Source organism: Roseateles sp. P1_C1_2, from assembly GCF_056406535.1.
The window spans coordinates 31702-55789 of the sequence record NZ_JBFUAB010000023.1 but is presented as its reverse complement, the minus strand read 5'-3'; the positions used below and the strand labels follow the sequence as shown (position 1 = coordinate 55789).

Sequence of the window (24088 nt, the reverse complement as noted above, 5' to 3'; positions counted from 1 at the left end):
CACCATGCCCGACACCGCCGACTCGCAGCATTTCGTAAAGCCCTTCGTCTACGAGACGCTGGATACCCGGGCCCTGCATTTCACGATCTGCGAGATCCAGAGTCGCATGAAGGTGCAGCAGCCCGACGCCCTGGACCTGGCCTACACGCGCACGATGATGGCCTTCCTGCTCTTCGTGCCGCGGCCGCAGACGCTGGCCATGATCGGGCTGGGTGGTGGCTCCATGGCCAAGTTCTGCCACCGCCAGCTGCCGGACACCCGCATCGAGGTCGTCGAGATCAATCCTCACGTCATCGCGCTGCGCGATCAATTCCAGGTGCCACCGGACGATGCACGCCTGCGCGTGCGCCGCGGCGACGGCGCCGACTTCGTCCGCCATACCCATGACCGGCTGGACGTGCTGCTCGTGGATGGCTTCGACCACGAAGGCCAGCCGCCGGCCCTGTGCTCGCAGGCCTTCTACGACGACTGCCGCACGGCGTTGTGCGCGGATGGCCTGCTGGTGGTCAACCTGCACACGGCCCACCCCGAGTTCCCGCTGCATGCGGCCAGGCTGCAGCGGGCTTTCGATGGCGAGGTTCTCTTCGTCGGCGACAAGGACTGCAGCAACACCGTCGCCTTCGCGGGCCAGGGCGCGCTGCGGGGGGCGCCGCGCGCCGGTGCGATGCACAAGCCGCGGCTGCTGGCGCGCCAGGCCTGGGACGAACTCCTGCCTGCCTTCGCCCGCGTGGCGGCGGCACTCCAGCAGCAGCGCGACGAAGGCTAGYTGGTCGCCGGCTGGCGCAGAGCCGCCAGCGTGAACAGATAGCTGTCCGCCGCCTTGGGCTGGTGGCAGGCCAGGCAGCGCGGCTGCTGCAGGGCCAGGCGCGGCGTGCCATCGGCACTCCAGACGCCGTAGTTCCAGTTGCCATTGCGCAGCAGCGGCGGGATGGCGTCGCCCCAGCCGGCGCGCGTTTCCATGCCGACGTAGGTCTTGATGGTGCCCGGTGTCCAACGGCCATCGGCACCGATCTGCGGGGTGTAGTTCACCGACAGCAGGATGGAACCTTCGGGCAGGGGCTTGCCGGCGCGCGCGGCGTCCAGGGCCGGCCGGTTCGCATAGCGCAGCGTCAGCGTCTTGTTGGCCTCGTCCTGCTCGCGCTTGTACTCGACATAGGCCTGCGGGAAGTCCTTGGGCAGGGCCATGGCCGACACGGTGGCGGCGTGCGGCGCCGTGGCGGCGGCGTCCGAAGGTGCGGGTGGCAGGCTGCTCCAGTAGGCGGACAGGGCCTTGATGTCGTCCGCGTTCAGCTGCGCCGCCATCGCCGCCATCAGGTCGTTCTTGCGCGTGCCGGCCTTGAAGGCCTCGAGCTGGCGGGCCAGATAGGTCGCCTTTTGGCCGGCGAGATTGGGGATGTCCGGCGCGATGCTGACACCGGCCACGCCATGGCAGGCCTGGCAGGTGGCCACCTTGGCCGGCGGTGCCTCGGCCAGCACGGTCGAGCCCACCAGGGCGAGAGCAGGCAGCAGCAGACGAACAACGGGCATGGCAGCTCCAGGGGGCTTGGGGGGCGATGGCCATGCTGCGCGCAAGCCGGCGCCGCGGCCACCAGGAAAGCCCCAGGCCTTGCGATGGAATATTTTTTGGGAGCCCTGCATCCAAAGGCCGGGCCGGTGGCTAGTGAGAAGGTGAGCTGCGGCCACAACCCGTGTTTCAACCCTCTCTTGATGGAGATTCAGCATGCACAAGATCACCCCCACCGTCCTGGCCTGCGCCGCCGTTCTCGGCCTGTCGGCCTGCGCCGGCATGGCCCCCCCGGCTCCCGTCTTCAGCCAGGCGGCGCTGCCTGAGGCCGTCAAGGTGCCGGCCGGCCACCGCGTCGTGATGGAGACCGTCGGTGTCGGCGAGATCACCTATGAGTGCCGCGCCAAGGCCAGCACGGCCGGCGCCTTCGAGTGGGTGTTTGTCGGTCCCAAGGCCGATCTGAACAGCCGTGCCGGTGCGAAGCAGGGCACGTACTTCGGCCCGCCGGCCACCTGGGCGTCCAACGACGGCTCGCGCATCACCGGCACGCAGGTGGCGGTGGCGCCGCACACGGCGGGCAACATCCCGCTGCAACTCGTCAAGGCCAACCCGGCCTCCGGCCCGGGCGCGATGTGGGACGTGAGCTATGTGCAGCGTGTGGCGACGCAGGGCGGCGTGGCGCCGGCCGTCGCTTGCGACGCAGCCGGCGTGGGCCGCAAGGAAGTGGTCAAGTACCAGGCCGACTACATCTTCTGGAAGGCCGCCTGACCCGAACGAGCGGTGGGCTAGAGTCCACGCGGACTTGAGCCCTCTGTGCCCTTGAACCTCCCGCCCTTCGACTATGAAGCCGCGCTGCTCGCCTGCGCGCGGGGCGAGCGCTTTGCGCTGCGCGCGCTGTACGAACGTGAGGCGCGCTGGCTGCTGGGCGTGGCGCTGCGCATCGTGCGCGACCGCGAGCGCGCGGAGGACGTGCTGCACGACGCCTTCGTGCAGGTCTGGGAGCACGCCGCCAGCTTCCAGCCGGCGTTGGGCTCGGCGCGTGGCTGGATCTACACCGTCGTGCGCCACGCGGCGTTGAAAGCCGTGCGCGAGCCCGGCCGTCTGCAGGTGATGGACGTGACTGAATTGACCGCCCTGTCCGACGCGCAACAGCGCAACGCACCGGTCGATGACGACCGCGGTCTCGACGCCGACAGCCTGGAGCGCTGCCTGCAGCGGCTGGAGGCGCCGCGCCGCGCCTGCGTCGTGCACGCCTTCGTCGACGGCTACACGCATGAGGAGATCGCGGCGCGGCTGAACACGCCGCTGGGCACCGTCAAGTCGTGGATCAAGCGCAGCCTGGCAAGCCTGAAGGAGTGCCTGTCGTGATCGCCCTGCAGGACCCCATCGAGCGTGATGCCGCGGCCGGCGAGTATGTGTTGGGCACGCTGAGCGCCGAGGATCACGCGACCGTGGTCGCCGCACTGCCGCAGGACGCGGCGCTGCGGGCCGCGGTCTATGCCTGGCAGGACCGCCTGCTGTCTCTGAGCGCCCAGGCGCCAGCGGTGCAGCCGGCGGCTTCGGTGTGGACACGCCTGTCGCTCGCGCTGGACAGCCGACAGCCGCCGCCCCAGGCAGCGCAGACCCGCACGCCCTGGTGGCAGGGCTTGCGCTTCTGGCAGGGCCTCAGTGCGGTCGGCGCGGTCGCGTCGCTGCTGCTGGCGCTGCGCCTGCTCGCGCCGCTGCCGGTGGCCGACGGCGCGCGCTACGTGGCCCTGCTGGAGAGCCCCGACGAGCGCCATGTGGCCGGCTGGGTGGTGGAGGTGCAGGCCGGCGGCGCGCTGCGCCTCGTGCCGGTGGGCGACATGCCGCCCGTGCCGCCCGGGCGCTCGCTGCAGTTCTGGACCAAGCCGCAGGGCGCGGCAGGGCCGACCTCGCTGGGCCTGGTGCGCGCCGGGCAGCCGGTGGAGATGCCCGTCACGCGCCTGCCGGCCGTCGGCGCGCAGCAGCTGTTCGAAATCACGCTGGAGCCCGAGGCCGGTTCGCCGATAGCCAAACCCACCGGTCCCATCCTGTTCGTGGGCCGCACCGTCGCGCTCTAGGGCCTGCCAACCCCACGGCAGTCGGCCGCGAAGGCCACCCGCCAGGGGTCAATCAAGGCGCAACGCACCGCCCGCATTGATATGCGGGCAAGCGGGGCAACGCGGAGTGACCCCTGGCGGGTCGCCTTCCCTTCGGGTCACAACGCGGTCTGCTGCCGTGGGGTTGGCAGGCCCTAAGGCCGGAAGGAACGATAGACGCCGCGCCGTTCGGGCCGGCTCAGCACCAGCTGCCACAGCTGACCCTGGCGCGAGCGAAAGAAGCCGGCGCAGCTCAGCAGGTAGTAGCGGAACATGCGGCGGAAACCTTCTTCGTAGCGCGTGGCCAGGCGCGGCCAGGCGGCCTCGAAGCGCTCGGCCCAGCTCATCAGCGTGCGGTCGTAGTCGGTGCCGAAGTTGTGCCAGTCCTCGACGATGAAGCGGCCCTCCAGCGCGCCCGCCAATTCGACAGGCGAGGGCAGCTTGCCGTTGGGGAAGATGTAGCGCTCGATCCAGGGATCGGTGTGCGGTGCGCGGCGGTCCACGCCGATGCTGTGCAGCAGCATCAGGCCATCAGGCGCCAGCAGCCGGCGCGCGGTGTCGAAGTAGGTGGCGTAGTTCTTCAACCCCACATGCTCGAACATGCCGACCGACACGATCTTGTCGAAGCGGCCCTGCAGGGAGCGGTAGTCCTGCAGCAGCAGCGTGACGGGCAGGCCGGCGCAGCGCGCCTCGGCCAGGGCCAGTTGTTCCTTGCTGACGGTGATGCCGGTGACGCGCACGCCATGGTGCTCGGCCGCGAATTGCGCCAGACCGCCCCAGCCGCAGCCGATGTCCAGCAGGGTCTCGCCGGGCTTGAGTTCGAGCTTGCGGCAGATCATCGCCAGCTTGTGCTCCTGGGCCTGCTCCAGGTCCCGAGCATGGGCCCAATAGGCGCAGGAATAGATCATGCGCGAGTCCAGCATGGACTCGAAGACGTCGTTGCCGACGTCGTAGTGGTGCTCACCGACCTGGTGGGCCCGTTCGACGCTTTGCAGGTTGAACAGGCGCTGGCGCAGGCTTTCCAGCAACAACCTCAGCTTGGCACTGGCGGGGGCGGTGCGGTCGAGTTCGGCACGGATCAGGCGCTCGAACATCATGTCCAGCCGCTCGCAATCCCAGTCGCCGTCGACATAGGCCTCGCCGGCGCCCAGTGACCATTGCGTCAGGATGCGGCGATAGGTGCGGGCGTCGTGGACCCGCATGTCCCAGGGCCGCGTGCCGTTGATCTGCACGTCGGCGCGCGCCAGCAGCTCGCGCAGCACGGTGGGCGGCTGCGGCGCCGCATGCGGCTTGGGCCCCTCGGGCCGGAACAGCGTGGCTTGCTCCGATGGCATGCGCAGCGACTCCTTTCAACGACGCTTCCAGTTTGCCGTCGCGGCCGCCGCGCCGCAGCCCCAGGTTTCAATGACTCACGATGCGCGGGGATATCAGGACGGCAGGCCCCAACCGAACGGGTCATCTGGCGCGATGAGCAGCGTCGCCTCGGCGCTGATGAAGGCCTGGCCGCGGATGGTGGGCACGATGCTTGCCGCATCCCTTTCGTACCAGGCCTCGAAGACGCTGCCGATGACGCTGGCCTGGCGCCAGACCTCACCGGCGGCGAGCTTGCCCGCCGCGGCCAGGCAGGCCAGCTTGGCGCTGGTGCCGGTGCCGCAGGGGGAGCGGTCGTACTGTCGGCCGGGGCAGAGCACGAAGCTGCGCGAGTCGGCCAGGGCCGGGTCGACGTCGACGAAGAGCTCGATGTGGTCGATGACGGCGCCGTCCGCGCCGCGGTGGCCTTGCGCGTGCAGGGCCTCGCCCAGCAGGGCCGCGTAGTCGGTCAGCGCGGCCACCCGATCTGGAACCACGGCCTGGCCATGGTCGGCGCACAGGAAGAACCAGTTGCCGCCCCAGGCGATGTCGCCGGTCACGGTCTGGCCCGTGGGGAGCTCGACGCTGACGCCGGCGGCCAGGCGGTAGGCCGGCACATTGCGCACGCTGACCCGCCCGTCCTGGTGCAGCGTCGCCAGCACGTTGCCCACCGGCGTCTCGATGACATGCTCGCCCGCCTCGATGCGGCCCAGATGCGCCAGCGTCGCGATCAGGCCGATGCTGCCGTGGCCGCACATGCCGAGGTAGCCGGCGTTGTTGAAGAAGATGACGCCGGCCGTGTGCGCGGGGTCCTGCGGGGCGCACAGCAGGGCGCCGACCAGCACTTCGCTGCCGCGCGGCTCCAGCAGCGTGGCGCGGCGGTAGCGGTCGTGCTCGCGGCCCAGCAGCTCACGGCGTTCGGCCATGGTGCCCGTGCCGAGATCGGGGAAGCCATCGATGACGACGCGTGTCGGCTCGCCACCGGTGTGGGAGTCGATGATCTGGATGCGCTTCATGGTCGCGCGACGGCGGCAGCGTCCAGCTTGAAGGCGGCCACCGTCTCCGCCAGCTGGCGGGCTTGATGTTGCAGGCTCTCGGCCGCCGCGGCGCTCTCCTCCACCAGGGCGGCGTTCTGCTGCGTGACCTGGTCGAGCTGGTTGACGGCCTCGCCGATCTGTCCCAGCCCCTTGCTCTGCTCGCCGCTGGCCGCGCTGATCTCGCTGATCAGGTCGGCCACGCGCCGCACCTGGGTCACGACGTCGTCGACGGTGCGGCCGGCCTCGCCGACCAGCTTGTTGCCGGCATCGACCCGCTCGACGCTGGCGCCGATCAGCGACTTGATCTCGCGCGCCGCCTCGGCGCTGCGCGTGGCCAGCGTGCGCACTTCGCCGGCCACCACCGCAAAGCCGCGGCCCTGCTCGCCGGCCCGGGCCGCTTCCACGGCGGCGTTCAGCGCCAGGATATTGGTCTGGAAGGCGATGCCGTCGATGGTGCCGATGATGTCGGCGATCTTGCGCGAGCTGGTCGTGATCTGGTCCATGGTGCTGACGACCTGCACCATGACCTGGCCGCCCGCCTCGGCCACGCGCGCGGCGCTGTCGGCCATCTGCGCCGCCTGGCGGGCCGTGTCGGTGTTGTGCTTCACGGTGGCGCTCAGCTCCTCCATGGACGCCGCCGTCTCTTCCAGGCTGCTGGCCTGCTCCTCGGTGCGCTGGCTGAGGTGGGCATTGCCCTCGGCGATCTGGCCGCTGGCCGTGGCGACGCTGTCGGCATTGCCGCGCACGCTGCCGACGATGGTCACGAGCGCATCGTTCATCTTCTGCAGCGCACACAACAACTGGCCGGGCTCGTCCTTGCGGCTGGTGTCCAGGCGCAGGCGCAGGTCGCCCGCGGCCACCGTCTCGGCGGCGGCCACGGCCTGGTCGATGGGTGCGACGACCGAGCGCGTGATCAKCATCGCCAGGGCCGCGCCCACCGCCACGGCCAGCACCGCGGCCACCAGCACGGCGATGGCGGCGAAGTCCACCTTGTCGTCGGTGGCCTTGGCGGACTCGTGCATCTGCGTCTTCTGGAATTCCACCAGCGCCTCCAGCGCCGCGAAGTACTTGCCCTGGTAGGTGCGAGTCTCGGACAGCATCAGGTCACGGGCCGCGTCGGCCTCGTTCTTCAGCCCCAGGTCGATGACGCGCTGGATGGAGGCGTCGTAGGGCCCATGCGCCTGCGCGGCGGCGGCCATCAGACGGCGGCCCTGCTCCTCCTGGATGCCCTCGAGCTTCTTCTCGAGCCCGACGATCTGCGCGCGCGCGGCCGTCACGTCGGCCAGTTCCTTCTTCTTGCCGGCCTCATCGGAGAGCATGACGATGTCGCGCACCGACTGGGCGATCTCGTTGACGTGGTCCTTGATCGATTCGAGCTGCTGGACCTTGACCATGCGGTCCTCCACCATCAGCTCCAGCGCGGCGTTGATCTGGTGCAGCTGGGTGCGCGCATAGCCGGCCAGCAGCACGCTGAACATGATGGACAGCGCAAAGGCAAGCCCGAGGCGGCGGCCGATACGCAGGTCGTTGAGAAATCGCATGCTGTTTCTCCCGGGGCTGGACGAGCCGGTTCGGCCGCGCCTGTGTTGTGTCATCCTTTGGCCTCGCATCGCGAAGCGCGGTGCAGCGTAAGGCGGAACGGTCATGGCTGTCACTGGCAATCTGGGTGAAAAAGTTCTCGCGTTGGTGGCGGAGCCCCCGTTGGCGGACTGCGCGCCCAGCCCGCGGCCCCGCGATGCGGCCGCCCGCGTCATCGAGGGTGCCGCCGCCAAGGCCGGCCTGGCCGCCGGCACCCTGGCCCTGCCGCCCGGGCCGCTGGGTTGGGCCACCATCGCACCGGAGATGCTGGCCGTGTGGCAGATCCAACGCCAGTTGGTGGCCGATATCGCCGCCCTCTATGGGCGCAGCGCCGACCTCGGGCCGGCGCAGATGCTGTGGTGCCTGTTCCGCCACACCGCTGCCCAGGCCCTGCGTGATCTGACGGTGCGCGTTGGCGAACGGGTCATCGTGCGCCCCGCCGCCCAGTTGCTGCTGCAGCGTGTCGCCGAGGCCATCGGCGTGCACCTGGGCAAGAAAGCCGCCAGCCGGGTGCTGTCGCGCTGGGTACCCCTGGTCGGTGCCGCGGGTGTCGGCGCCTATGCCTACTGGGACACGCGCCAGGTCGGTCGTGCCGCCTTGCAGCTGTTCGAGAGCGAACAGGTGATCGAGAACGAGCCGGGCTAGCCGTCTCGGCGACAACCCTGTGTAACTTCTGTGTCCGGCCTGACAAACTCGGCCCATGCAATTGCCGGCCATCCTCGACATCGAAGCCTCGGGCTTTGGCCGTGGCAGCTATCCCATCGAGGTGGGGTTCTGTAGCGGCGAGGGCGCGCTGTTCTGCGGCCTGATCGCCCCTGAACCCGAGTGGCAGCATTGGGACGCTGGGGCCGAGGCCTTGCACGGCATCAGCCGCGAGCTGCTGCGGCGCCATGGCCGGCCGGTGCGCTGGATGGCCGAGCAGCTCAACGCCCGCCTGGCCGGCCAGACCGTCTACTGCGATGGCTGGGGCCAGGACTACCCCTGGCTGGCGCGCCTCTTTGACGCTGCGGGCCTGGGGCTGCGCTTCAAGCTGGACGATCTGCGCGGCTTGCTCAACGAAGCCGAGGCGCTGCGCTGGCGCGGTGTCGTCGATGTCGTGCGCCAGCGCCAGCGCCTGACCCGCCACCGCGCCAGCAGCGACGCCCGCGTGCTGCAACTGGCGCTCAACGAGATCAAGAACGGCGTCGCCGCCTAGAGTTCCCCGCCTCGGTAGCAGCCGCGCCCGGCGCGCTTGGCCTCGTACAGGCTGGCATCGGCCCTCTCCACTAGCTGCTCCAGGCTGGCGGGCCCCGTCGCGACGCAGTAGCCCACGCTGACGCCGATCTCCAGCTCCAGCTCACCGATGTGATACGGGGCGCTGACGGCCTGCAGCAGCTTGCCCGACACGGCCGCCGCGGCGCGGGGGTCGTGCAGCTGGGGCAGCAGTACGGCGAACTCGTCGCCACCGAGGCGGGCGACCAGATCGGCCGGCCGCAGCGCATGGCGCAGGCGCAGGGCCACGGCCTTCAGCAGCGCGTCGCCGGTCGGGTGGCCGTGCTGGTCGTTGACGGGCTTGAACTTGTCCAGGTCGAGATAGAGCAGGGCCAGCTGCTGGCCGTCGGCGTCGGCCAGCAGCTGGCGCGCGCCCTCCTCGAAACCGGCGCGGTTGAGCAGCTGGGTCAACGCATCGGTCTGCGAGGCCAGGCGCAGCCGCGCCTCCTCGCGCCTGGCCTCGGTCACATCGACCTCGATCGCGATCAGGCCTTCGATCTTGCCGCTCTGCACGCGCAGCGGCGCGTACTGCACGTCGAAGCTGTGGCCGTCGCGCTCGCAGGGGTCGACGAGATCCAGCCGGCGCGTTTCGCCGGCCAGGGCGCTGGCGATCAGCGGCGCGCGGGCTGCGTAGTGCTGCGCGCCGAACAGATCGGCCAGCGGCCGGCCGACCCAGTCCTTGAGTTCGACGCGGTGCTGCTCCTCGAAGGCGGCATTGAAGAAGATCACGCGGCCCTCGGTATCGCCGACGAGGAACTGGGCCCGCGCCGTGTGCGCGACGGCCAGCAGCATGGCCTCGCTGCGCTCGCGCTCGCGCTGGGCGCGCAGCTGCTCGGACATGTCGCGCAGGATGACCGAGACCGTCTCGACGCGGCCGCGCACATCGCGGTGCATGATGATGAGACAGTCCATGGGCACCCGCGCATCACCCATCTGCAGGCTGATGCGGCCGCGCCAATGGCCTTCGCGCATGGCTTCGGGCAGGACCAGCTTTTCGTAGAGGTCGAGCTGCTCGGCCGAGAAGTAGTCGGCGATGTGGGCGTCGGCCAGCGGCGCGTCCGCCGCCATGCCCAGATGGGCCCGTGCCGCCGGGTTCAGATAGGTGACCTGGCCATGCTCGCGGGCCTGGCAGACGAAGTCGGGCGTCATGTCGAAGATGGCGGTCAGCGTCTGGCGCGCCTTCTCCTGCTCGCCGCGCTCGGTCACGTCCTCGACGGTGCCCGCCTGGCCGGCCACCTGGCCGTCGAAATAGAGCGGCGCCGTGCGCACCGCGATCCAGCGGATGCGGCCATCGTCGCCGCGCTTCATCTTGCGCACCATGTCGATGGGCTCGCCGGTGGCCATCTGGTGCTTCCAGCGCTGGATCAGCATGTCGCGCTGCTCGGGTTGCACCAGCGTGGTCCAGCCCCATTCGATGTCCTCGCGCTTGAGGCCGTGCACGCGCAGATAGCTGTCGTTCACATAGACGATGCGGCCGGTCTCGTCGGTGCGGAACAAGCCCAGCGGCATGGCATTGCTGGTGGCCTGCAGCGTGGCCTCGCGCAGCCGCGCGGCGCGCTGCAGCTGGCCCAGCCAGCGCGCCAGCAGCACCAGGCCCAGGGTGGCCATGGCCGCCAGGGCCAGCAACAGGGTGCGCTGGCGCCAGAAAGGCAGGAGCGCGTCCTCCTCGGTGCCAGACAGCAGCAGCTTGAGGCCGTAGTCGGACAGGCTGACGAAGGCGCCGATGCGGGGCCGGCCGTCGGTGGCCGCGCCGCTGCTGGCGTAGAAGCCTTCGTCACCGGTGAGGTCGCGGCGGGCCGCCGGGAACTGCTCGAAGATGTTGCGCCCGACAAAGCCCGGTATCTCGGGCCAGCGCGACAGGGTCAGGCCGTCGGCGCGCAGCATGACGAGGGAGGCGGGCGGCAGCGGCACGAACAGGCCCTGGGCGTCGTGCAGGCGCTGCAGGTCGATGGTGGCCACGACGAACTCATAGTCGTCCAGCGGCCGCGACAGGCGCATCAGCAGCGGCAGGCGCAGCCGGCCGTCGTCGATGCGGCCACCCAGGCGCAGCGGCAGGCCCAGCGAGATGCCCTCGGGCACGAGGCCGGCGATCTCGCCGAAGGCCGCGGTGCCGGCGATGCTGGCGTCGTCATCCTCGCTGCCGGCCTGCAGCCGCCGCACCTTGCCGGTGGGCGAGACGAGGACGATGTCGACCATCTGGCGCGAGCCGCTGCGCACGCTGTCGACGAACTGGCGCAGCATGGCGTCGGCCTGGGGGCGGTCGCCGCGCCGCGTCAGCAGCCACAGGTCGACGACGCGCAGCGCGCTCTCGGCCTGGCGCAGCACCGGCTCGGTCTGCATCGCGACGGCGCGCACGCCGGTGGCGAGTTCCTGGCGCTGCCGGGCCAGCAGTTCGCGCGGTTTCTCGATGGCGTACCAGCCCACCACGACCCAGATCGTCAGCACGACGGAGCCGAAGGCCAGGGCGGGTGCCAGCAGCAGCGCGCGCTCGCGCCAGCGGCGGCGGCGTGCCTGGCGCAGCGGCTCGGCGGGCGGGGTGGCGTCGCTCATCGGGGGCAGGGGTTGCGGGGCATTTTGCGCCGCAGGCCCATCCGCGTGCGGTGCTATTTCGCGCAGAACAGCCCGGCGTGCTGTTCGCGCAGCAGCTTCTTCTGCACCTTGCCCATGGCATTGCGCGGCAGTTCCGGCACGACCAGGATGCGCTTGGGCACCTTGAAGCCTGCGATGCGGGCCTTCAGCGCCTGGATCAGCGCCTCGGGGTCGGGCTGGCCGGCCGGCGTGATGACGGCGACGACCGCCTCGCCGAAGTCCGCATGGGGAACGCCGATGACGGCCGATTCCCCCACGCCCGGCAACTCGTTCAGGAAGCCCTCGATCTCGGCCGGGTAGACGTTGAAGCCGCCGCTGATGATGAGGTCCTTGCTGCGGCCGATCAGCGTCAGATAGCCGTTCGCGCCGACGCGGCCGACGTCGCCGGTCTTGAACCAGCCGTCCGCCGTGAACTCCTCGGCCGTCTTCTCGGGCATCTGCCAATAGCCGCTGAAGACATTGGGCCCGCGCACCTGCACATGGCCGATCTCGTCCGCCGCGCAGGCTTCGCCGTCGTCGTTGACGATGCGCAGGCCGACGCCGGGCAGGGCCGGGCCGACGGTGCCGCCGATGCGTTCACCGTCTGCGGGCCGGCAGGGGTTGGAGGTCAGCATCAGCGTCTCGCTCATGCCGTAGCGCTCCAGGATCAGGTGACCCGTGCGGGCCTGCCAGTCGCGCCAGGTCTCGATGAGCAGCGGCGCCGAGCCGCTGATGAAGAGGCGGATGTTCTTCGTGTCGAGCCGCTTCTCCTGCAGCAGCCGCACATAGAGCGTGGGCACGCCCATGAAGACGGTGGCCTCGGGCAGGCGGCGCGCCACCGGGCCGGCCTCGAACTTGTTGAACCACAGCATCTTGCTGCCGTTCAGCAGTGCCCCATGCGAGGCGACGAAGAGGCCGTGCACGTGGAAGATGGGCAGGGCGTGCAGCAGCACGTCGTCGGGCTTCCAATCCCAGAAGGTTTGGAGCGTCTGCGCGTTGCTCAGCAGATTGCCGTGGCTGAGCATGGCGCCCTTGCTGCGCCCGGTCGTGCCGCTGGTGTAGAGGATGGCGGCGAGGTCGCCGTCGGCGCGTTCGACGGTTTCGTGGGCCAGCGGCATCTGCGCGGCGCGGTCCAGCAGCGTGCCCGTGCGGTCATCGTTCAACGTGAAGACCCAGCGCACGCCGCGCTGGAAGGCCAGCTTGCTGACCCAGCCGAAGTTCCTGCCCGCGCAGATCACGGCGCCGGGCGCGGCATCGCTGATGAAATGCTCCAGTTCGGCCGCGTGATAGGCCGGGTTCAGCGGCAGATAGACGAAGCCGGCGCGCAGCACGGCGAGGTAGAACATGAGCGCCTCGACGCTCTTGTCGGTGTGCACGGCAACGCGGCTGCCGGCGGGCAGGGCGAGCTGGCCCAGCCAGTTGGCCAGCATGGCGCTGCCGGTGTCGAGGTCACGCCAGCTGTAGAGCAGGCCATCGTTGTCGATGGCGGTCGAGTCGAGATCCGCCGGGAAGCCGGCGCGCAGGGCCGAGTAGAGATTCATCGGCGCTCAGTCCATCTTGGCGCCGGAGCGCTTGACGACCTCCGCCCAGCGCTTGACCTCGGCGCTGACGAACTGCCCGAAGGCGTCGCCGTAGAGATTGGGCGTCTCGGCGCCCAGGCCGTGCCAGATGTTGCGGATGTCGTCCGTCGCGAAGGCGCGCTTCAGCTCCGCCTGCATGGCGCCGACGGCTTCCTTGGACGTGCCCTTGGGGGCCCACAGGCCATACCAGGTCGACACCTCATAGCCCGGCACGCCAGCCTCGGCGGCGGTCGGTACATCGGGGAAGCCGACGGCGCGCTGCTTGCCGGCCACGGCCAACGCCTTGATGCGGCCGCTCTTGATGTGGGTGGCCGACGAGCCCAGGCCGTCGAACATCAGGTCCACCTGGCCGGCGATCAGGTCCTGCAGGGCCGGGCCGGCGCCGCGGTAGGGGATGTGGGTGATGAAGGTCTTGGTCTGCAGCTTGAACAGCTCGCCGGCCAGGTGGTGGGAGGTGCCGTTGCCGGCCGAGCCGTAGTTCAGCTTGCCGGGCTTGGCGCGCACGGTGGCGAGCAGGCCCTTGAGGTCGCTGACGGGCACCTGGCCCGGGTGCACGACGATGACCTGGGGCACGCTGGCCAGCAGGGCGACGGGGATGAAGTCCTCTTCCAGCCGGTAGTCCAGCCGCGGGTACATGGACGGCGCGATGGTGTGGTGCACGGCGCCCATGAAGAAATTGCTGCCGTCCGGCGCCAGCTTGGCCGCGATGCCCGCGCCCACCGTGCCGCCGGCACCGCCCTTGTTGTCGATGATGACCTGGCGGCCCAGCTGCCTTGTCAGCAGCGCGGTCAGCGGCCGCGCGAAGGCATCGGTGCCGCCCCCGGCGGGGAAGGGAACGATCCAGGTGTAGGGCTTGTTGCCCTGGGCCTGCACGAGCCAGGGGCTCATCAGCGCAGGCAGCAGCATGCGTCGCTTCATCGGCTCGTCTCCGTCAGTGTTGTGCCGGGATTATGGGCAAGGCTCAGGGTTGCAGCAGCGCCGTGATGCGCGCCAGCAGCTCCTGCTTGGAGAAGGGCTTGTTGAGGCTGTCGCAGCGCGCCTCGCTGAGGAACTGGCGGGCGATGGGTGACAGCGTGTCGCCGGTGACGAACAGCATGCGTCGCGCCAGCGCCGGGTGCAGGGCCTTGACCTCGCGCCAGAGCTGGGCGCCGTCGATGTCGGGCATGTGCAGGTCGCTGACGATGGCGTCGAAGCGCGCCTCGGCCAGCATGGCCAGTGCGACGGCGCCGGACTCCGCCGTCATGACCTCGTAGCCGGCGCCGGACAGCATCTCGCCGATCAGCTCGGCGATCTCGGCCTCGTCGTCGACGACGAGCAGGCGGGCGCTGCATTCATCCGTCTCCGGCAGGGGCACGGGTTCGGTCTCGCTGGGCTCGGGCTCGCCGCTGACGGGCATCTGCAGGCAGAAGCAGGCGCCTGCGCCGAAGTCGCCGTCGTCCTGCATCGTCAGCTCGCCGCCGTGGTCGCGCGCGATGGAGCGGGACACGGCCAGGCCCAGGCCCGTGCCCACGCCCTCGCTCTTGGTCGTGAAGAAGGGTTCGAAGATGCGCTCGCGCAGCTCGGACTCGATGCCGGGGCCGTTGTCGCGCACGCGCAGCCAGACGCGCGGCGTGCGGCGGCGGTCACCGTCGGTCATGGGTGCGACGCCGGTGGAGACGGTCAGGCGGCGGCCGTTGTCGCGCGCGCCCAGGGCCTGCTGGGCGTTGACGATGAGGTTGAGCACGATCTGGCCGATCTGGTCGGCGTCGGCCTTGACGGGGGGCAGGCCGGGCAGCAGGTCCAGCGTGACGGCGATGCCGTGGCTGCGCAGCACATAGCCCAGCATGTCGACGGCGGCGGTGGCGAGGTCGTTCAGCGCCACCTCGCTGCGGTTGGCCGGCCGGCTGCGCGCCATGTTCAGGAAGGTGCGCACGATGCGGCCGCAGCGCTCGGCGGCCTCGTGGATGCGCTGGGCATCGGCGGCCCGCGGGTCGCCGCTCATCTTCTCGGCCAGCAGCGCCGCACGCCCCATGACGATGGACAGCGGGTTGTTCAGCTCGTGGGCCACGCCGGCCAGCAGGCTGCCCATGGCGGTCAGCTTCTCGCTCTGGCGCAGCGCCTCGCGCTGGCGCTCGATCTCGCTGAGCGCCGTCTGGCGCTCGGACAGGTCGAACAGCGACGCCGTGTAGAAGGCCTGGCCGGCGACGTCGGTGCGCCACAGCACCATCTCGACCGGGAACTCGTCGCCGTTGGCGCGCTGGGCCTGCATCTCGATGCGCTTGCCGATGATGCGCTGCTCACCGCCGGCCGTGACGCGGGCCATGCCGGCCTCGTGGGCTGCGCGCAGTCGCGCCGGGATCATGACCTCGGAGACCGGGCGACCCAGGGCCGCGTCGCGGGCGAGGCCGAACATCGCAGCGGCAGCGGGGTTGAACTCGACGATGTGGCCGCTCGCGTCGGTGGACACCAGGGCCGCCATCGCATGGTCGAAGATCGAGGACTTGAGGGCCTCGCTGGCCTGCAGTTCGGCGACCTTGGCCGACAGTTCGGCGTCGCGGATCTTGAGTTCGGTCAGGTCCAGGCTGATGGCCACGGTCGACTGGGGCACGCCTTCGCGCACGTCCACCGGCACGAGGTGCTCGCGCATATAGCGCCGGCCCACGCCGGCGAGCTCGGTCCAACCCTCCCAGGCGACGGTCTGGCCCGTGGCCAGGCGCTCGCGCACCGCGCTGTAGCTGGCGTAGGCGGCCTCACCGAGGATGCGGCCGATGGGCTGGCCCAGCACCTGCTTGGCATGCAGGCCGGTGAACTTGAAGAACTCGTGGTTGGCCCAGACGAAGCGTTCGCCGACGTCGATGACGACGACGCGCGCCGGCACCGCTTCCAGCAGTTGGGACAGCAGCGGCAGCGTGGCCTTGAGCACGCTGCCGAGCTCGCCCACGCCGGCGTCGGGTGCGGGGTGGAAGTGGACGGTTTCTGTCATTCGGCTCGCTCCTGGGCGCGGCCGATGATAAGGACGCTCAAGCCGCCAGCACCTCGGTAGCAGCACCCTCTTGCATGGTCCGCGCGACATGGCCGTACATCGCCGTCCAGGCTTCGCGCACCTCGGCCGTGAAACCGTCGCCCAGGCCCGCGGCCAGGGTGTCGAGCAGTGCGGCGCCGACGCTGGCGTAGTGCGCCTCGACGACGCCGTAGCCGGCATGGCGCTGGCCGAGCTTGAGCAGCACGGGGTTCAGCGAGGCGGGACGGTCCAGCAGGTCGATGGCGGCGCCGATCATCTGCATCAGCCGCGCACCCTGCTCGCCCATGTCGCCGCCGCGGAACAGCGCGCGCAGTGCGGGGTCACGGGCAAACAGCTGGGCATAGAAGGCCTCGGCCACGGTGGGCGCCAGGGGCTTGAGCGGCGCGAAGCTGCTGCGGATCAGGTCGATTTGCTGCGGGGTCATGGCGGCGGTCTCGGTTCAGTGGATGAGGTAGGCGTCGGCGACGGGGGCGAACACGCACAGCAGCGGCAGGGCCATGACGAGACGCTCCAGCAGATTCCAGCGGGGCGCGGGCTGAGGGCTGTGCTCGAGGTCTTCGGCGAAGGCTTCGCTGCGGTAGCCGACCAGCATGGTCTCGGGCCAGTCGGTGTGGGGGTTGTCGCTGCGGTAGTGCATGGCGGTCTTCCGGTTGGTGTGTCGCTACTGTCGGCAGCGCCGGTTTCAAACCCGCTTCACGCTGGCGCGCCTGTGTTGCGTTTGTTTCAGCCCCGTGCCGTGCCGGGCGGTCCTGCCTATCATTCGTCGCCATGCCAGACGTCACCCCCACCGTGCTGCTCGTCGACGACGAGCCCGAACTGCGCGCCCTGCTGGCCGAGTACTTCGGCCGCAACGGCTTCGAAGTCATGCAGGCCGAGAACGCGGCCGAGGCGCGCCTGCGCGTCGCTGAACGCGTGCCCGACGTTGCGGTGCTCGACATCAACATGCCGGGCGAGAACGGCCTGTCCCTGGCCCGGGCGCTGCGCGAGAGCCACCCGCGCCTGGCCGTGCTGATGCTGACGACGGCCGGTGAGGCCATCGACCGCATCGTGGGCCTGGAGGTGGGCGCGGACGACTACATCGCCAAGCCCTTCGAGCTGCGCGAACTGCTGGCCCGCGTGCGCGCCGTGCTGCGCCGCCTGCAGGTGACGGCGGCGCCCCTGCCGGCGCCCGGCGACCCGGAGCGTGTCGCCTTCGGCCTGTGCGAGCTCGACATGGCCCAGCGCAAGCTCTTCGGCACGGACGGCGAGGAGATCGACATCACCGCCGCCGAATTCGACCTGCTGGCCCTGTTCACCCGCCACCCCAACCGCCCGCTGAACCGCGACCAGATCATGGAACAGGCGCACAACCGCGGCTGGGACGTCTTCGACCGCAGCATCGACCTGCGCGTCATGCGCCTGCGCCGCAAGGTGGAGCGCAACCCGGACAAGCCGGAGGTCATCAAGACGGTGAGGAACGTTGGTTACGTCTACGTGCCGGCTGTTTGAATTGGCGATGCTTGCCGGTCGATCCGGCAAGCCGGGCCGAGCGCCGGGCCGCCCCTAGCCGGCCCGCCAGGGCGATGTGCTTGCGGCTCAATGCCGCGAGCATCGCCGTCCCCCAGGGGGCTGAGGCCGGACACATTACGCCCAGTGGGCGTGATGTGCCTGCCGAAGAGCTGCGGCACTGCCGCAGCGCGGTCTGCAAGACCGACCAGCTTCGCCGCGTTCAGCAGGCGAACTGGACGAGGGGCCTCAGTTTGCTGTGGGTAGCTTGAGCCAACGCTGCAAGCGCGTGCGCAGCGCGACGAAGTCCAGCGGCTTGGTCAGGTGCTCGTCCATGCCGGCCTCGAGGCTGGCAGCCACGTCGGCGTCCAGCGCATGGGCCGTCAGGGCCAGGATGGGGAAGGCGGGCAGCTTGCCTTCGCGCTGCTGGGTGCGGATGCGGCGGGCGCATTCCAGGCCGTCCATGCCGGGCATCTGGATGTCCATCAGCACGAGGTCGGGTGCGGATTCGGCGCAGGCGGCCAGCGCTTCGAGGCCGTTCTTGGCCAGGCGGGCCTGAACGCCCATCAGCGCCAGGAATTCCAGCGCGACGACCTGGTTGATGTGGTTGTCCTCGACGARCAGGACCTGGGCTTGTCGTTGGCTCGGGGCGGCACCGCCCTCGTCGGGCTCCGGCGCGTCAACACCCGCACCTCCGGTGGCGGCGTTGAGCCAGAACGGAACCAACGCCAGCGCTGGCTCGGGCAACCTCGACTTGTCCATCCCCATGTCCTTGTGTCAGCTTGTTCTTTTCTTATGCGGCCCTCGAAAGGCCGTGGGCCATTGTTGCCTCAGCCGGCGCCGCCGCGCAACCGCTTGCCCCCACGAATACGGTGCGAATTTGGCCGTCGATGTCGCCTGAATCGACCGCCTGTCGGTCGCGCGTGCTGACAGTTTTCAGCCAGGCGCGTCCCTACACTGCTCGCCTTTGTCGTTTTGGCCCTCCCCATCAATGTCTGACGGTCTGATCCGCATCCGAGGCGCTCGGCAGCACAACCTCAAGAATCTCGACCTCGATCTGCATACCGCGGAGCTGACCGTCGTCACCGGGCCCAGCGGCTCGGGCAAGTCCAGCCTGGTGTTCGACACCCTCTATGCCGAGGGCCAGCGGCGCTATGTGGAAACCTTTTCGGCCTATGCGCGCCAGTTCCTGGACCGCATGGACCGCCCCGCCGTCGACAAAGTGGACGGCGTGCCCCCCGCCATCGCCATCGACCAGACCAACCCGGTGCGCACCAGCCGCTCCACGGTTGGCACCATGACGGAGCTGAATGACCACCTGAAGCTGCTTTTTGCACGCGCGGCGGAGCTGTTTGACCGCAAGACGGCGCTGCCGGTCAGGCATGACACGGCGCAGAGCATTTATGTGGAGCTGATGGCGCGTGGCGAGGAGGCTGGCGACCCCAGGATGGTGCTCACTTTCCCCGTGGAGCTGCCCGGCAACACCTCGGCCGAGCAGGTGCAGCAATGGCTGTCGGCAAGCGGCTTCACGCGCGTCCAGGGGGAGCGCGAGGTCGAGGGTAAAAAAGTGTTGGACGTGGTCGCCGACCGCTTCCGCATCCGGGGCACCGACAAGCAGCGCGCGATGGAGGCCATCGAGCTGAGTTTGAAGCGCGGTGCGGGTCGGGTGAATGTTCACGTTGGTGACGATGGCGCAACACTCTGGCGGTTCTCGACCGGCCTGCACTGTCCCGAAAGCGACATCCGCTATGCCGACCCGCAACCGGCGCTGTTTTCCTTCAACTCGGCCTTCGGCGCCTGCGACAGCTGCCGCGGCTTCGGGCGCGTCATCGGTGTCGACCTCGGCCTCGTCATTCCCGACGACCGCAAGACGCTGCGCAACGGTGTCATCAAGCCCATGCAGACGCCGGCCTGGAAGGACTGCCAGGACGACCTGCTGAAGTACGCCGGCGAGGCCGGCATTCCGCGCGACACGCCGTGGAAGGAGTTGAGCCCGGCCCACCGCGAATGGGTCATCAACGGCACGCCGAACTGGAACGGCAACTGGAACAAGCAGTGGTACGGGGTCAAGCGCTTCTTCGACTACCTCGAGAGCAAGGCCTACAAGATGCACATCCGCGTGCTCTTGTCCAAATACCGCAGCTACACGGAATGCCCGGCCTGCCGCGGCGCACGGCTGAAGACCGAGGCGCTGCTGTGGCGTGTCGGCGCCAAGCCATTGGCCGACGCCGCGCTGCCGGCGGCGCAACGCTTCCTGCCCGTCGGCGTCGATTGGTCGCGTGAGCAGCTGGAGGCAATGCCGGGGCTGGCCCTGCACGACCTGATGCAGCTGCCCATCCAGCGCCTGCGCGACTTCGTCGACGGCCTGCAATTGCCCAGCACCATGCTGGACGAGGCGCTGAAGCTGCTGCTGGACGAGATCCGCCACCGCAGCCGCTACCTCTGCGACGTCGGCCTGGGCTATCTGACGCTGGACCGCCAGAGCCGCACGCTGTCCGGCGGCGAGGTGCAGCGCATCAACCTGACCACGGCGTTGGGCACCTCGCTGGTCAACACGCTGTTCGTGCTGGACGAGCCCAGCATCGGCCTGCACCCGCGCGACATGGGCCGCATCGTCCAGGCCATGCAGCGGCTGCGCGATGCCGGCAACACGCTGGTGGTCGTCGAGCATGACCCGGCCGTCATGCTGGCGGCCGACCGCCTCATCGACATGGGCCCCGGCCCCGGCGAGCGTGGCGGCCAGATCGTCTTCGACGGCACGCCCGACAGCATCCGCTCGGCCGACACGCTGACAGGCGCCTACCTGGGCGGGCGCAAGCATGTCGGCATGGGGCTGAAGCGGCTGGTGGACGAGTCCACGCCCAAGCTCATCCTCGAAGGCGTGCGCGAGCACAACCTGAAGGACGTCAGCGTCGAGTTCCCGCTGCAGCGCATGGTCGTCGTGACGGGCGTGAGCGGCTCGGGCAAGAGCACGCTGATGCAGGACGTGCTCTACCCGGCCCTGGCCCGCCAGTTCGGCAAGGCCACCGAGACGCCCGGCGTGCACGAGCGGCTGCTGGGCGCGGACTTCCTCGCCGACGCGGTCTTTGTCGACCAGTCGCCCATCGGCAAGACGGCGCGGTCCAACCCGGCCAGCTATGTCGGCGCATTCGACGAGATCCGCAAGTTGTTCGCCGTCGCGCCGCTGGCCATCGAACGCAGCTACACGGCCGGCATGTTCAGCTTCAACGCCGGCGACGGCCGCTGCCCGACCTGCGGCGGCTCGGGCTTCGAGCATGTGGAGATGCAGTTCCTCAGCGACGTCTATCTGCGCTGCCCGGACTGCGACGGCAAGCGCTTCCGCGCCGAGATGCTGGACGTCAAGCTGGCCTTGAAGGACCGCGACCTCAGCGTGTCGGACGTGCTGGAGCTGACGGTTGCCGAGGCCGTGAACCTGTTCAGCGAGCACCGCGCCGTGCTGGCCAAGCTGCAGCCCATCGTCGACGTGGGCCTGGAGTATGTGCGCCTGGGCCAGCCGGTGCCGACGCTTTCGGGCGGCGAGGCCCAGCGCTTGAAGCTCGCCGGCTTCCTCGCCGAGGCGGCGGCGTCGCCGCGCTTTGGCGTGGCCAAGAAGGGCACGCTCTTCCTGTTCGACGAGCCGACGACCGGCCTGCACTTCGACGACATCGCCAAGCTGATGCGCGCCCTGCGCAAGCTGCTGACGGCCGGCCACTCGCTGCTGGTCATCGAGCACAACCTCGACGTCATCCGCGCGGCCGACTGGCTCATCGACCTCGGCCCCGAAGGCGGCGAGGCGGGCGGCGAGGTCGTCTGCGTCGGCACGCCCGAAGATATCACCAAGCACGCCAGTTCGCACACCGCCGCGGCGCTGCGCGACTACGCGCTGCACATGGACCGCCCCGCCACCGTCGTGGAAGAGGGGGGCAGGGCGCTGCAGTCCATCATCCGCGCCCGCCGCCAGACCGACGAGGCCATCAAGATCGTCAACGCCCGCGAGCACAACCTCAAGGGCCTGAGCGTCGACATCCCGCGTGGCAAGTTCAACGTCGTCACCGGCGTCAGCGGCTCCGGCAAGTCGACGCTGGCCTTCGACATCCTGTTCAACGAGGGCCAGCGCCGCTATCTCGAATCGCTGAACGCCTATGCCCGCTCCATCGTGCAGCCGGCCGGCCGGCCCGAGGTGGATGCGGTCTGGGGCATCCCGCCCACCGTCGCCATCGAACAGCGCCTGAGTCGCGGCGGCCGCAAGAGCACGGTCGCGACGACGACCGAGGTCTGGCATTTCCTGCGCCTGCTCTACGTGAAGCTGGGCGTGCAGCATTGCATCAACGACGGCGCGCCGGTGCGGCCGCAGAGCGTCGAGTCCATCGCCGCCCAGCTGATGCGCGACTACCGTGGCCAGCATGTCGGCCTGCTGGCGCCGCTGGTGGTGGCACGCAAGGGCGTCTACACCGACCTCGCCAAATGGGCCAAGGGCCGTGGCCACACCCATCTGCGCGTGGACGGCGAGTTCCTGCCCACCTCGCCCTGGCCGCGCATCGACCGCTTCAAGGAGCACACGCTGGAGCTGCCGGTCGGCGACCTCGTCATCGAGCCCGAGCGCGAGGCCGAGTTGCGCGAGCTGCTGGCCAAGGCGCTGGACATCGGCAAGGGCGTGCTGCATCTGCTGGCGCCCCTGGACGGCCTCAGCGTCGAAGCCGGCGCTACCGGCGCCGGTGTCGGCAGCGTCAAGGTGTTCTCCACCAAGCGTGCCTGCCCGGTCTGCGGCACCAGCTACCCCGAGCTGGACCCGCGGCTGTTCTCCTACAACTCCAAGCATGGCTGGTGCAAGGGCTGCGTCGGCACGGGCCTGGCGCTGACGCGGGAGCAGCGCAAGGCGCTGGACGACAGCGTGCAGAGCGACGACAACCGCGGCCGCGAGCAGAGCTTCCCGTCCGAGGAGGCCGAGGTCGAGGGCCTGACGGACGCGGTCTGCCCGGATTGCCACGGCACGCGCCTGAACCCGACGGCGCGCTCGGTGGAGTTCGAGGACAAGGGCATCGGCGAAGTCGCCGCCTGGAGCGTCGGCGAGGCCCGCGAGTGGGTGAAGGGCCTGCACCTGCACGGCCGTGATGCCGACATCGCCCGTGACGTCATCAGCGAGATCCTTGGCCGGCTGGAGTTCCTCGAGGAAGTCGGCCTGAGCTATCTGACGCTGGACCGCGCGGCGCCGACGCTGTCGGGCGGCGAAGCGCAACGGATTCGCCTGGCCGCCCAGCTCGGCAGCAATCTGCAAGGCGTCTGCTATGTGCTGGACGAGCCGACCATCGGCCTGCACCCGCGCGACAACCAGATCCTGCTGAAGGCCCTGGCCACGCTGGGCGACAAGGGCAATACGCTGGTCGTCGTCGAGCACGACGAGGACACCATCCGCCGCGCCGACCATATCATCGACATCGGCCCCGGCGCCGGCAAGCGTGGTGGCCGCGTCGTGGCCCAGGGCACGGCGGCGCAGCTCGCGCTGGAGCCCGAGTCGACGACCGGCCGCATGCTGGCCCATCCGTTGATCCACCCGCTGCAGCCGCGCCGGCCCATCGAACCGGACGCGCCCAAGCTGACCGTGCTGAACGCGGCGCTGCACAACCTCAAGGCCGTGACGGTGGACGTGCCGCTGCACCGCCTCGTGGCCGTGACCGGCGTGTCCGGCTCCGGCAAGTCCACGCTGGCGCGCGATGTGCTGCTGGCCAATATGGCCGTCGCCGTGCCGCTGCGCAAGGCGCCGGCCAAGTGGGCGGGCTGCGATGGCATCGAAGGCCACGCCCAGGTCGACCGCGTGCTGGAGGTCGACCAGACCCCCATCGGCAAGACGCCGCGCTCCTGCCCGGCCACCTATATCGGCTTCTGGGACGCCATCCGCAAGCTGTTCGCCGAGACGCTGGAGTCCAAGGCGCGCGGCTATGCGCCGGCGCGCTTCAGCTTCAACACCGGCGCGGGCCGCTGCCCCGGTTGTGAGGGCCAGGGCATGAAGACCATCGAGATGAGCTTCCTGCCCGACGTCAAGGTGCCCTGCGACCAATGCCACGGCCAACGCTTCAACCCGGAGACCCTGGGCGTCAGCTGGCGCGGCAAGAGCATCGGCGACGTGCTGGCCATGGAGGTCGACGAAGCCGTCGAGTTCTTCGCCTCCATGCCGTCGATTGCCCATCCGCTGCAGCTGTTGAAGGACGTCGGCCTGGGCTATCTGACGCTGGGCCAGCCGTCACCGACGCTGTCGGGCGGCGAGGCGCAGCGCATCAAGCTGGTGTCCGAACTGGTCAAGGTGCGCGACGACGTCACCCGCCGCGGCCAGAAGGCGCCGCACACCCTCTATGTGCTGGACGAGCCGACGGTGGGCCTGCACATGGCCGACGTGGAGAAGCTGATCCGCGTGCTGCATCGCCTGGTCGCGGGCGGGCATTCGGTCGTCGTCATCGAGCATGACCTGGATGTGATTGCGGAAGCCGATTGGGTGCTGGACCTGGGGCCGGAGGGCGGGAATGCCGGTGGTCGTGTCGTCATCGAAGGGACGCCGGAGCAGGTGGTGGCCAGCGGCAGCCATACCGGCGTGGCGCTGAAACCCGTGCTTTCTCGTGTGGCTTGAGATAGGGTCACTTCGG

19 protein-coding genes are annotated in these 24088 nt (G+C 69.8%); 8 read left to right on the top strand and 11 right to left on the bottom strand.

The window, feature by feature from the left end; translation table 11 throughout:
• Nucleotides 1-4: 4 nt before the first annotated feature.
• On the top strand, nucleotides 5-766 hold the full coding sequence (locus tag AC1D2H_RS22180; protein ID WP_478012477.1) for a spermine/spermidine synthase domain-containing protein: 762 nt from the start codon (nucleotides 5-7) through the stop codon (nucleotides 764-766).
• On the opposite strand, the gene AC1D2H_RS22175 is transcribed toward AC1D2H_RS22180, so the two are convergent.
• On the bottom strand, nucleotides 763-1527 hold the full coding sequence (locus AC1D2H_RS22175) for a cytochrome P460 family protein (protein WP_478012476.1): 765 nt from the start codon (nucleotides 1525-1527) through the stop codon (nucleotides 763-765). The genes AC1D2H_RS22180 and AC1D2H_RS22175 overlap by 4 nt on opposite strands.
• Before the next feature lie 193 nt (nucleotides 1528-1720).
• On the opposite strand from AC1D2H_RS22175, the gene AC1D2H_RS22170 reads away from it, so the two are divergent.
• The 3 genes from AC1D2H_RS22170 to AC1D2H_RS22160 are packed head-to-tail and all read left to right on the top strand — an operon-like array spanning nucleotide 1721 to nucleotide 3585.
• Nucleotides 1721-2272, top strand: a complete 552-nt coding sequence (locus AC1D2H_RS22170; RefSeq protein WP_477937522.1) for a DUF3455 domain-containing protein — start codon at nucleotides 1721-1723, stop codon at nucleotides 2270-2272.
• Between the two features lie 45 nt (nucleotides 2273-2317).
• Nucleotides 2318-2872: a sigma-70 family RNA polymerase sigma factor gene (locus AC1D2H_RS22165; RefSeq protein ID WP_478012475.1), complete on the top strand. Its 555-nt coding sequence runs from the start codon at nucleotides 2318-2320 to the stop codon at nucleotides 2870-2872.
• Nucleotides 2869-3585, top strand: coding sequence for an anti-sigma factor (locus AC1D2H_RS22160; RefSeq protein ID WP_477937526.1), 717 nt, complete (start codon nucleotides 2869-2871; stop codon nucleotides 3583-3585). Before AC1D2H_RS22165 ends, AC1D2H_RS22160 begins: the two co-directional genes overlap by 4 nt.
• 173 nt (nucleotides 3586-3758) lie before the next feature.
• Here AC1D2H_RS22160 and cfa read toward each other — a convergent pair whose 3' ends face one another.
• From cfa to AC1D2H_RS22145, 3 genes are all read right to left on the bottom strand, one after another.
• Nucleotides 3759-4937: a cyclopropane fatty acyl phospholipid synthase gene (cfa, locus tag AC1D2H_RS22155; RefSeq protein WP_478012474.1), complete on the bottom strand. Its 1179-nt coding sequence runs from the start codon at nucleotides 4935-4937 to the stop codon at nucleotides 3759-3761.
• A 93-nt stretch (nucleotides 4938-5030) separates the two neighbouring features.
• Nucleotides 5031-5969 (bottom strand): 4-hydroxyproline epimerase, encoded by a 939-nt coding sequence (locus AC1D2H_RS22150; RefSeq protein ID WP_478012473.1) that lies wholly within the window; start codon nucleotides 5967-5969, stop codon nucleotides 5031-5033.
• On the bottom strand, nucleotides 5966-7531 hold the full coding sequence (locus AC1D2H_RS22145; protein WP_478012472.1) for a methyl-accepting chemotaxis protein: 1566 nt from the start codon (nucleotides 7529-7531) through the stop codon (nucleotides 5966-5968). Before AC1D2H_RS22145 ends, AC1D2H_RS22150 begins: the two co-directional genes overlap by 4 nt.
• A gap of 103 nt (nucleotides 7532-7634) precedes the next feature.
• Between AC1D2H_RS22145 and AC1D2H_RS22140 the strand changes: the two genes are divergently transcribed.
• The gene (locus tag AC1D2H_RS22140) at nucleotides 7635-8213 is read left to right on the top strand and encodes a hypothetical protein (RefSeq protein ID WP_477937534.1); all 579 of its coding nucleotides are present in this window, start codon (nucleotides 7635-7637) and stop codon (nucleotides 8211-8213) included.
• Between the two features lie 55 nt (nucleotides 8214-8268).
• Nucleotides 8269-8763, top strand: coding sequence for a hypothetical protein (locus AC1D2H_RS22135; RefSeq protein ID WP_477937536.1), 495 nt, complete (start codon nucleotides 8269-8271; stop codon nucleotides 8761-8763).
• On the opposite strand, the gene AC1D2H_RS22130 is transcribed toward AC1D2H_RS22135, so the two are convergent.
• From AC1D2H_RS22130 to AC1D2H_RS22105, 6 genes are read right to left on the bottom strand one after another with little or no spacing between them, the layout of a single operon-like run.
• Nucleotides 8760-11369, bottom strand: coding sequence for a diguanylate cyclase domain-containing protein (locus AC1D2H_RS22130; protein ID WP_478012471.1), 2610 nt, complete (start codon nucleotides 11367-11369; stop codon nucleotides 8760-8762). The genes AC1D2H_RS22135 and AC1D2H_RS22130 overlap by 4 nt on opposite strands.
• A gap of 53 nt (nucleotides 11370-11422) precedes the next feature.
• Nucleotides 11423-12928 carry a malonate--CoA ligase gene (locus AC1D2H_RS22125; RefSeq protein ID WP_478012470.1) on the bottom strand — a complete coding sequence of 502 codons (1506 nt, stop codon included), beginning with the start codon at nucleotides 12926-12928 and terminating at the stop codon, nucleotides 11423-11425.
• Nucleotides 12929-12934: 6 nt separating this feature from the next.
• Nucleotides 12935-13885, bottom strand: a complete 951-nt coding sequence (locus tag AC1D2H_RS22120) for a Bug family tripartite tricarboxylate transporter substrate binding protein (protein ID WP_478012469.1) — start codon at nucleotides 13883-13885, stop codon at nucleotides 12935-12937.
• A gap of 43 nt (nucleotides 13886-13928) precedes the next feature.
• Nucleotides 13929-15929 (bottom strand): hybrid sensor histidine kinase/response regulator, encoded by a 2001-nt coding sequence (locus AC1D2H_RS22115; protein ID WP_478012468.1) that lies wholly within the window; start codon nucleotides 15927-15929, stop codon nucleotides 13929-13931.
• Nucleotides 15930-15966: 37 nt separating this feature from the next.
• A complete protein-coding gene (locus AC1D2H_RS22110; RefSeq protein WP_477936395.1) occupies nucleotides 15967-16392 on the bottom strand; it encodes a globin family protein in 426 nt (141 codons plus the stop codon).
• Between the two features lie 15 nt (nucleotides 16393-16407).
• Complete coding sequence (locus tag AC1D2H_RS22105; RefSeq protein WP_477936397.1) at nucleotides 16408-16605, bottom strand: hypothetical protein; 198 nt, start codon at nucleotides 16603-16605, stop codon at nucleotides 16408-16410.
• Between the two features lie 131 nt (nucleotides 16606-16736).
• On the opposite strand from AC1D2H_RS22105, the gene AC1D2H_RS22100 reads away from it, so the two are divergent.
• Nucleotides 16737-17456: a response regulator gene (locus tag AC1D2H_RS22100; RefSeq protein WP_477936399.1), complete on the top strand. Its 720-nt coding sequence runs from the start codon at nucleotides 16737-16739 to the stop codon at nucleotides 17454-17456.
• 246 nt (nucleotides 17457-17702) lie between these two features.
• Here the strand turns inward: AC1D2H_RS22100 and AC1D2H_RS22095 are convergent, their stop codons facing one another.
• Complete coding sequence (locus AC1D2H_RS22095) at nucleotides 17703-18215, bottom strand: response regulator (RefSeq protein WP_478012467.1); 513 nt, start codon at nucleotides 18213-18215, stop codon at nucleotides 17703-17705.
• Nucleotides 18216-18444: 229 nt separating this feature from the next.
• Between AC1D2H_RS22095 and uvrA the strand changes: the two genes are divergently transcribed.
• On the top strand, nucleotides 18445-24072 hold the full coding sequence (gene uvrA / locus AC1D2H_RS22090) for an excinuclease ABC subunit UvrA (RefSeq protein WP_478012466.1): 5628 nt from the start codon (nucleotides 18445-18447) through the stop codon (nucleotides 24070-24072).
• The last annotated feature ends 16 nt before the right edge of the window (nucleotides 24073-24088 follow it).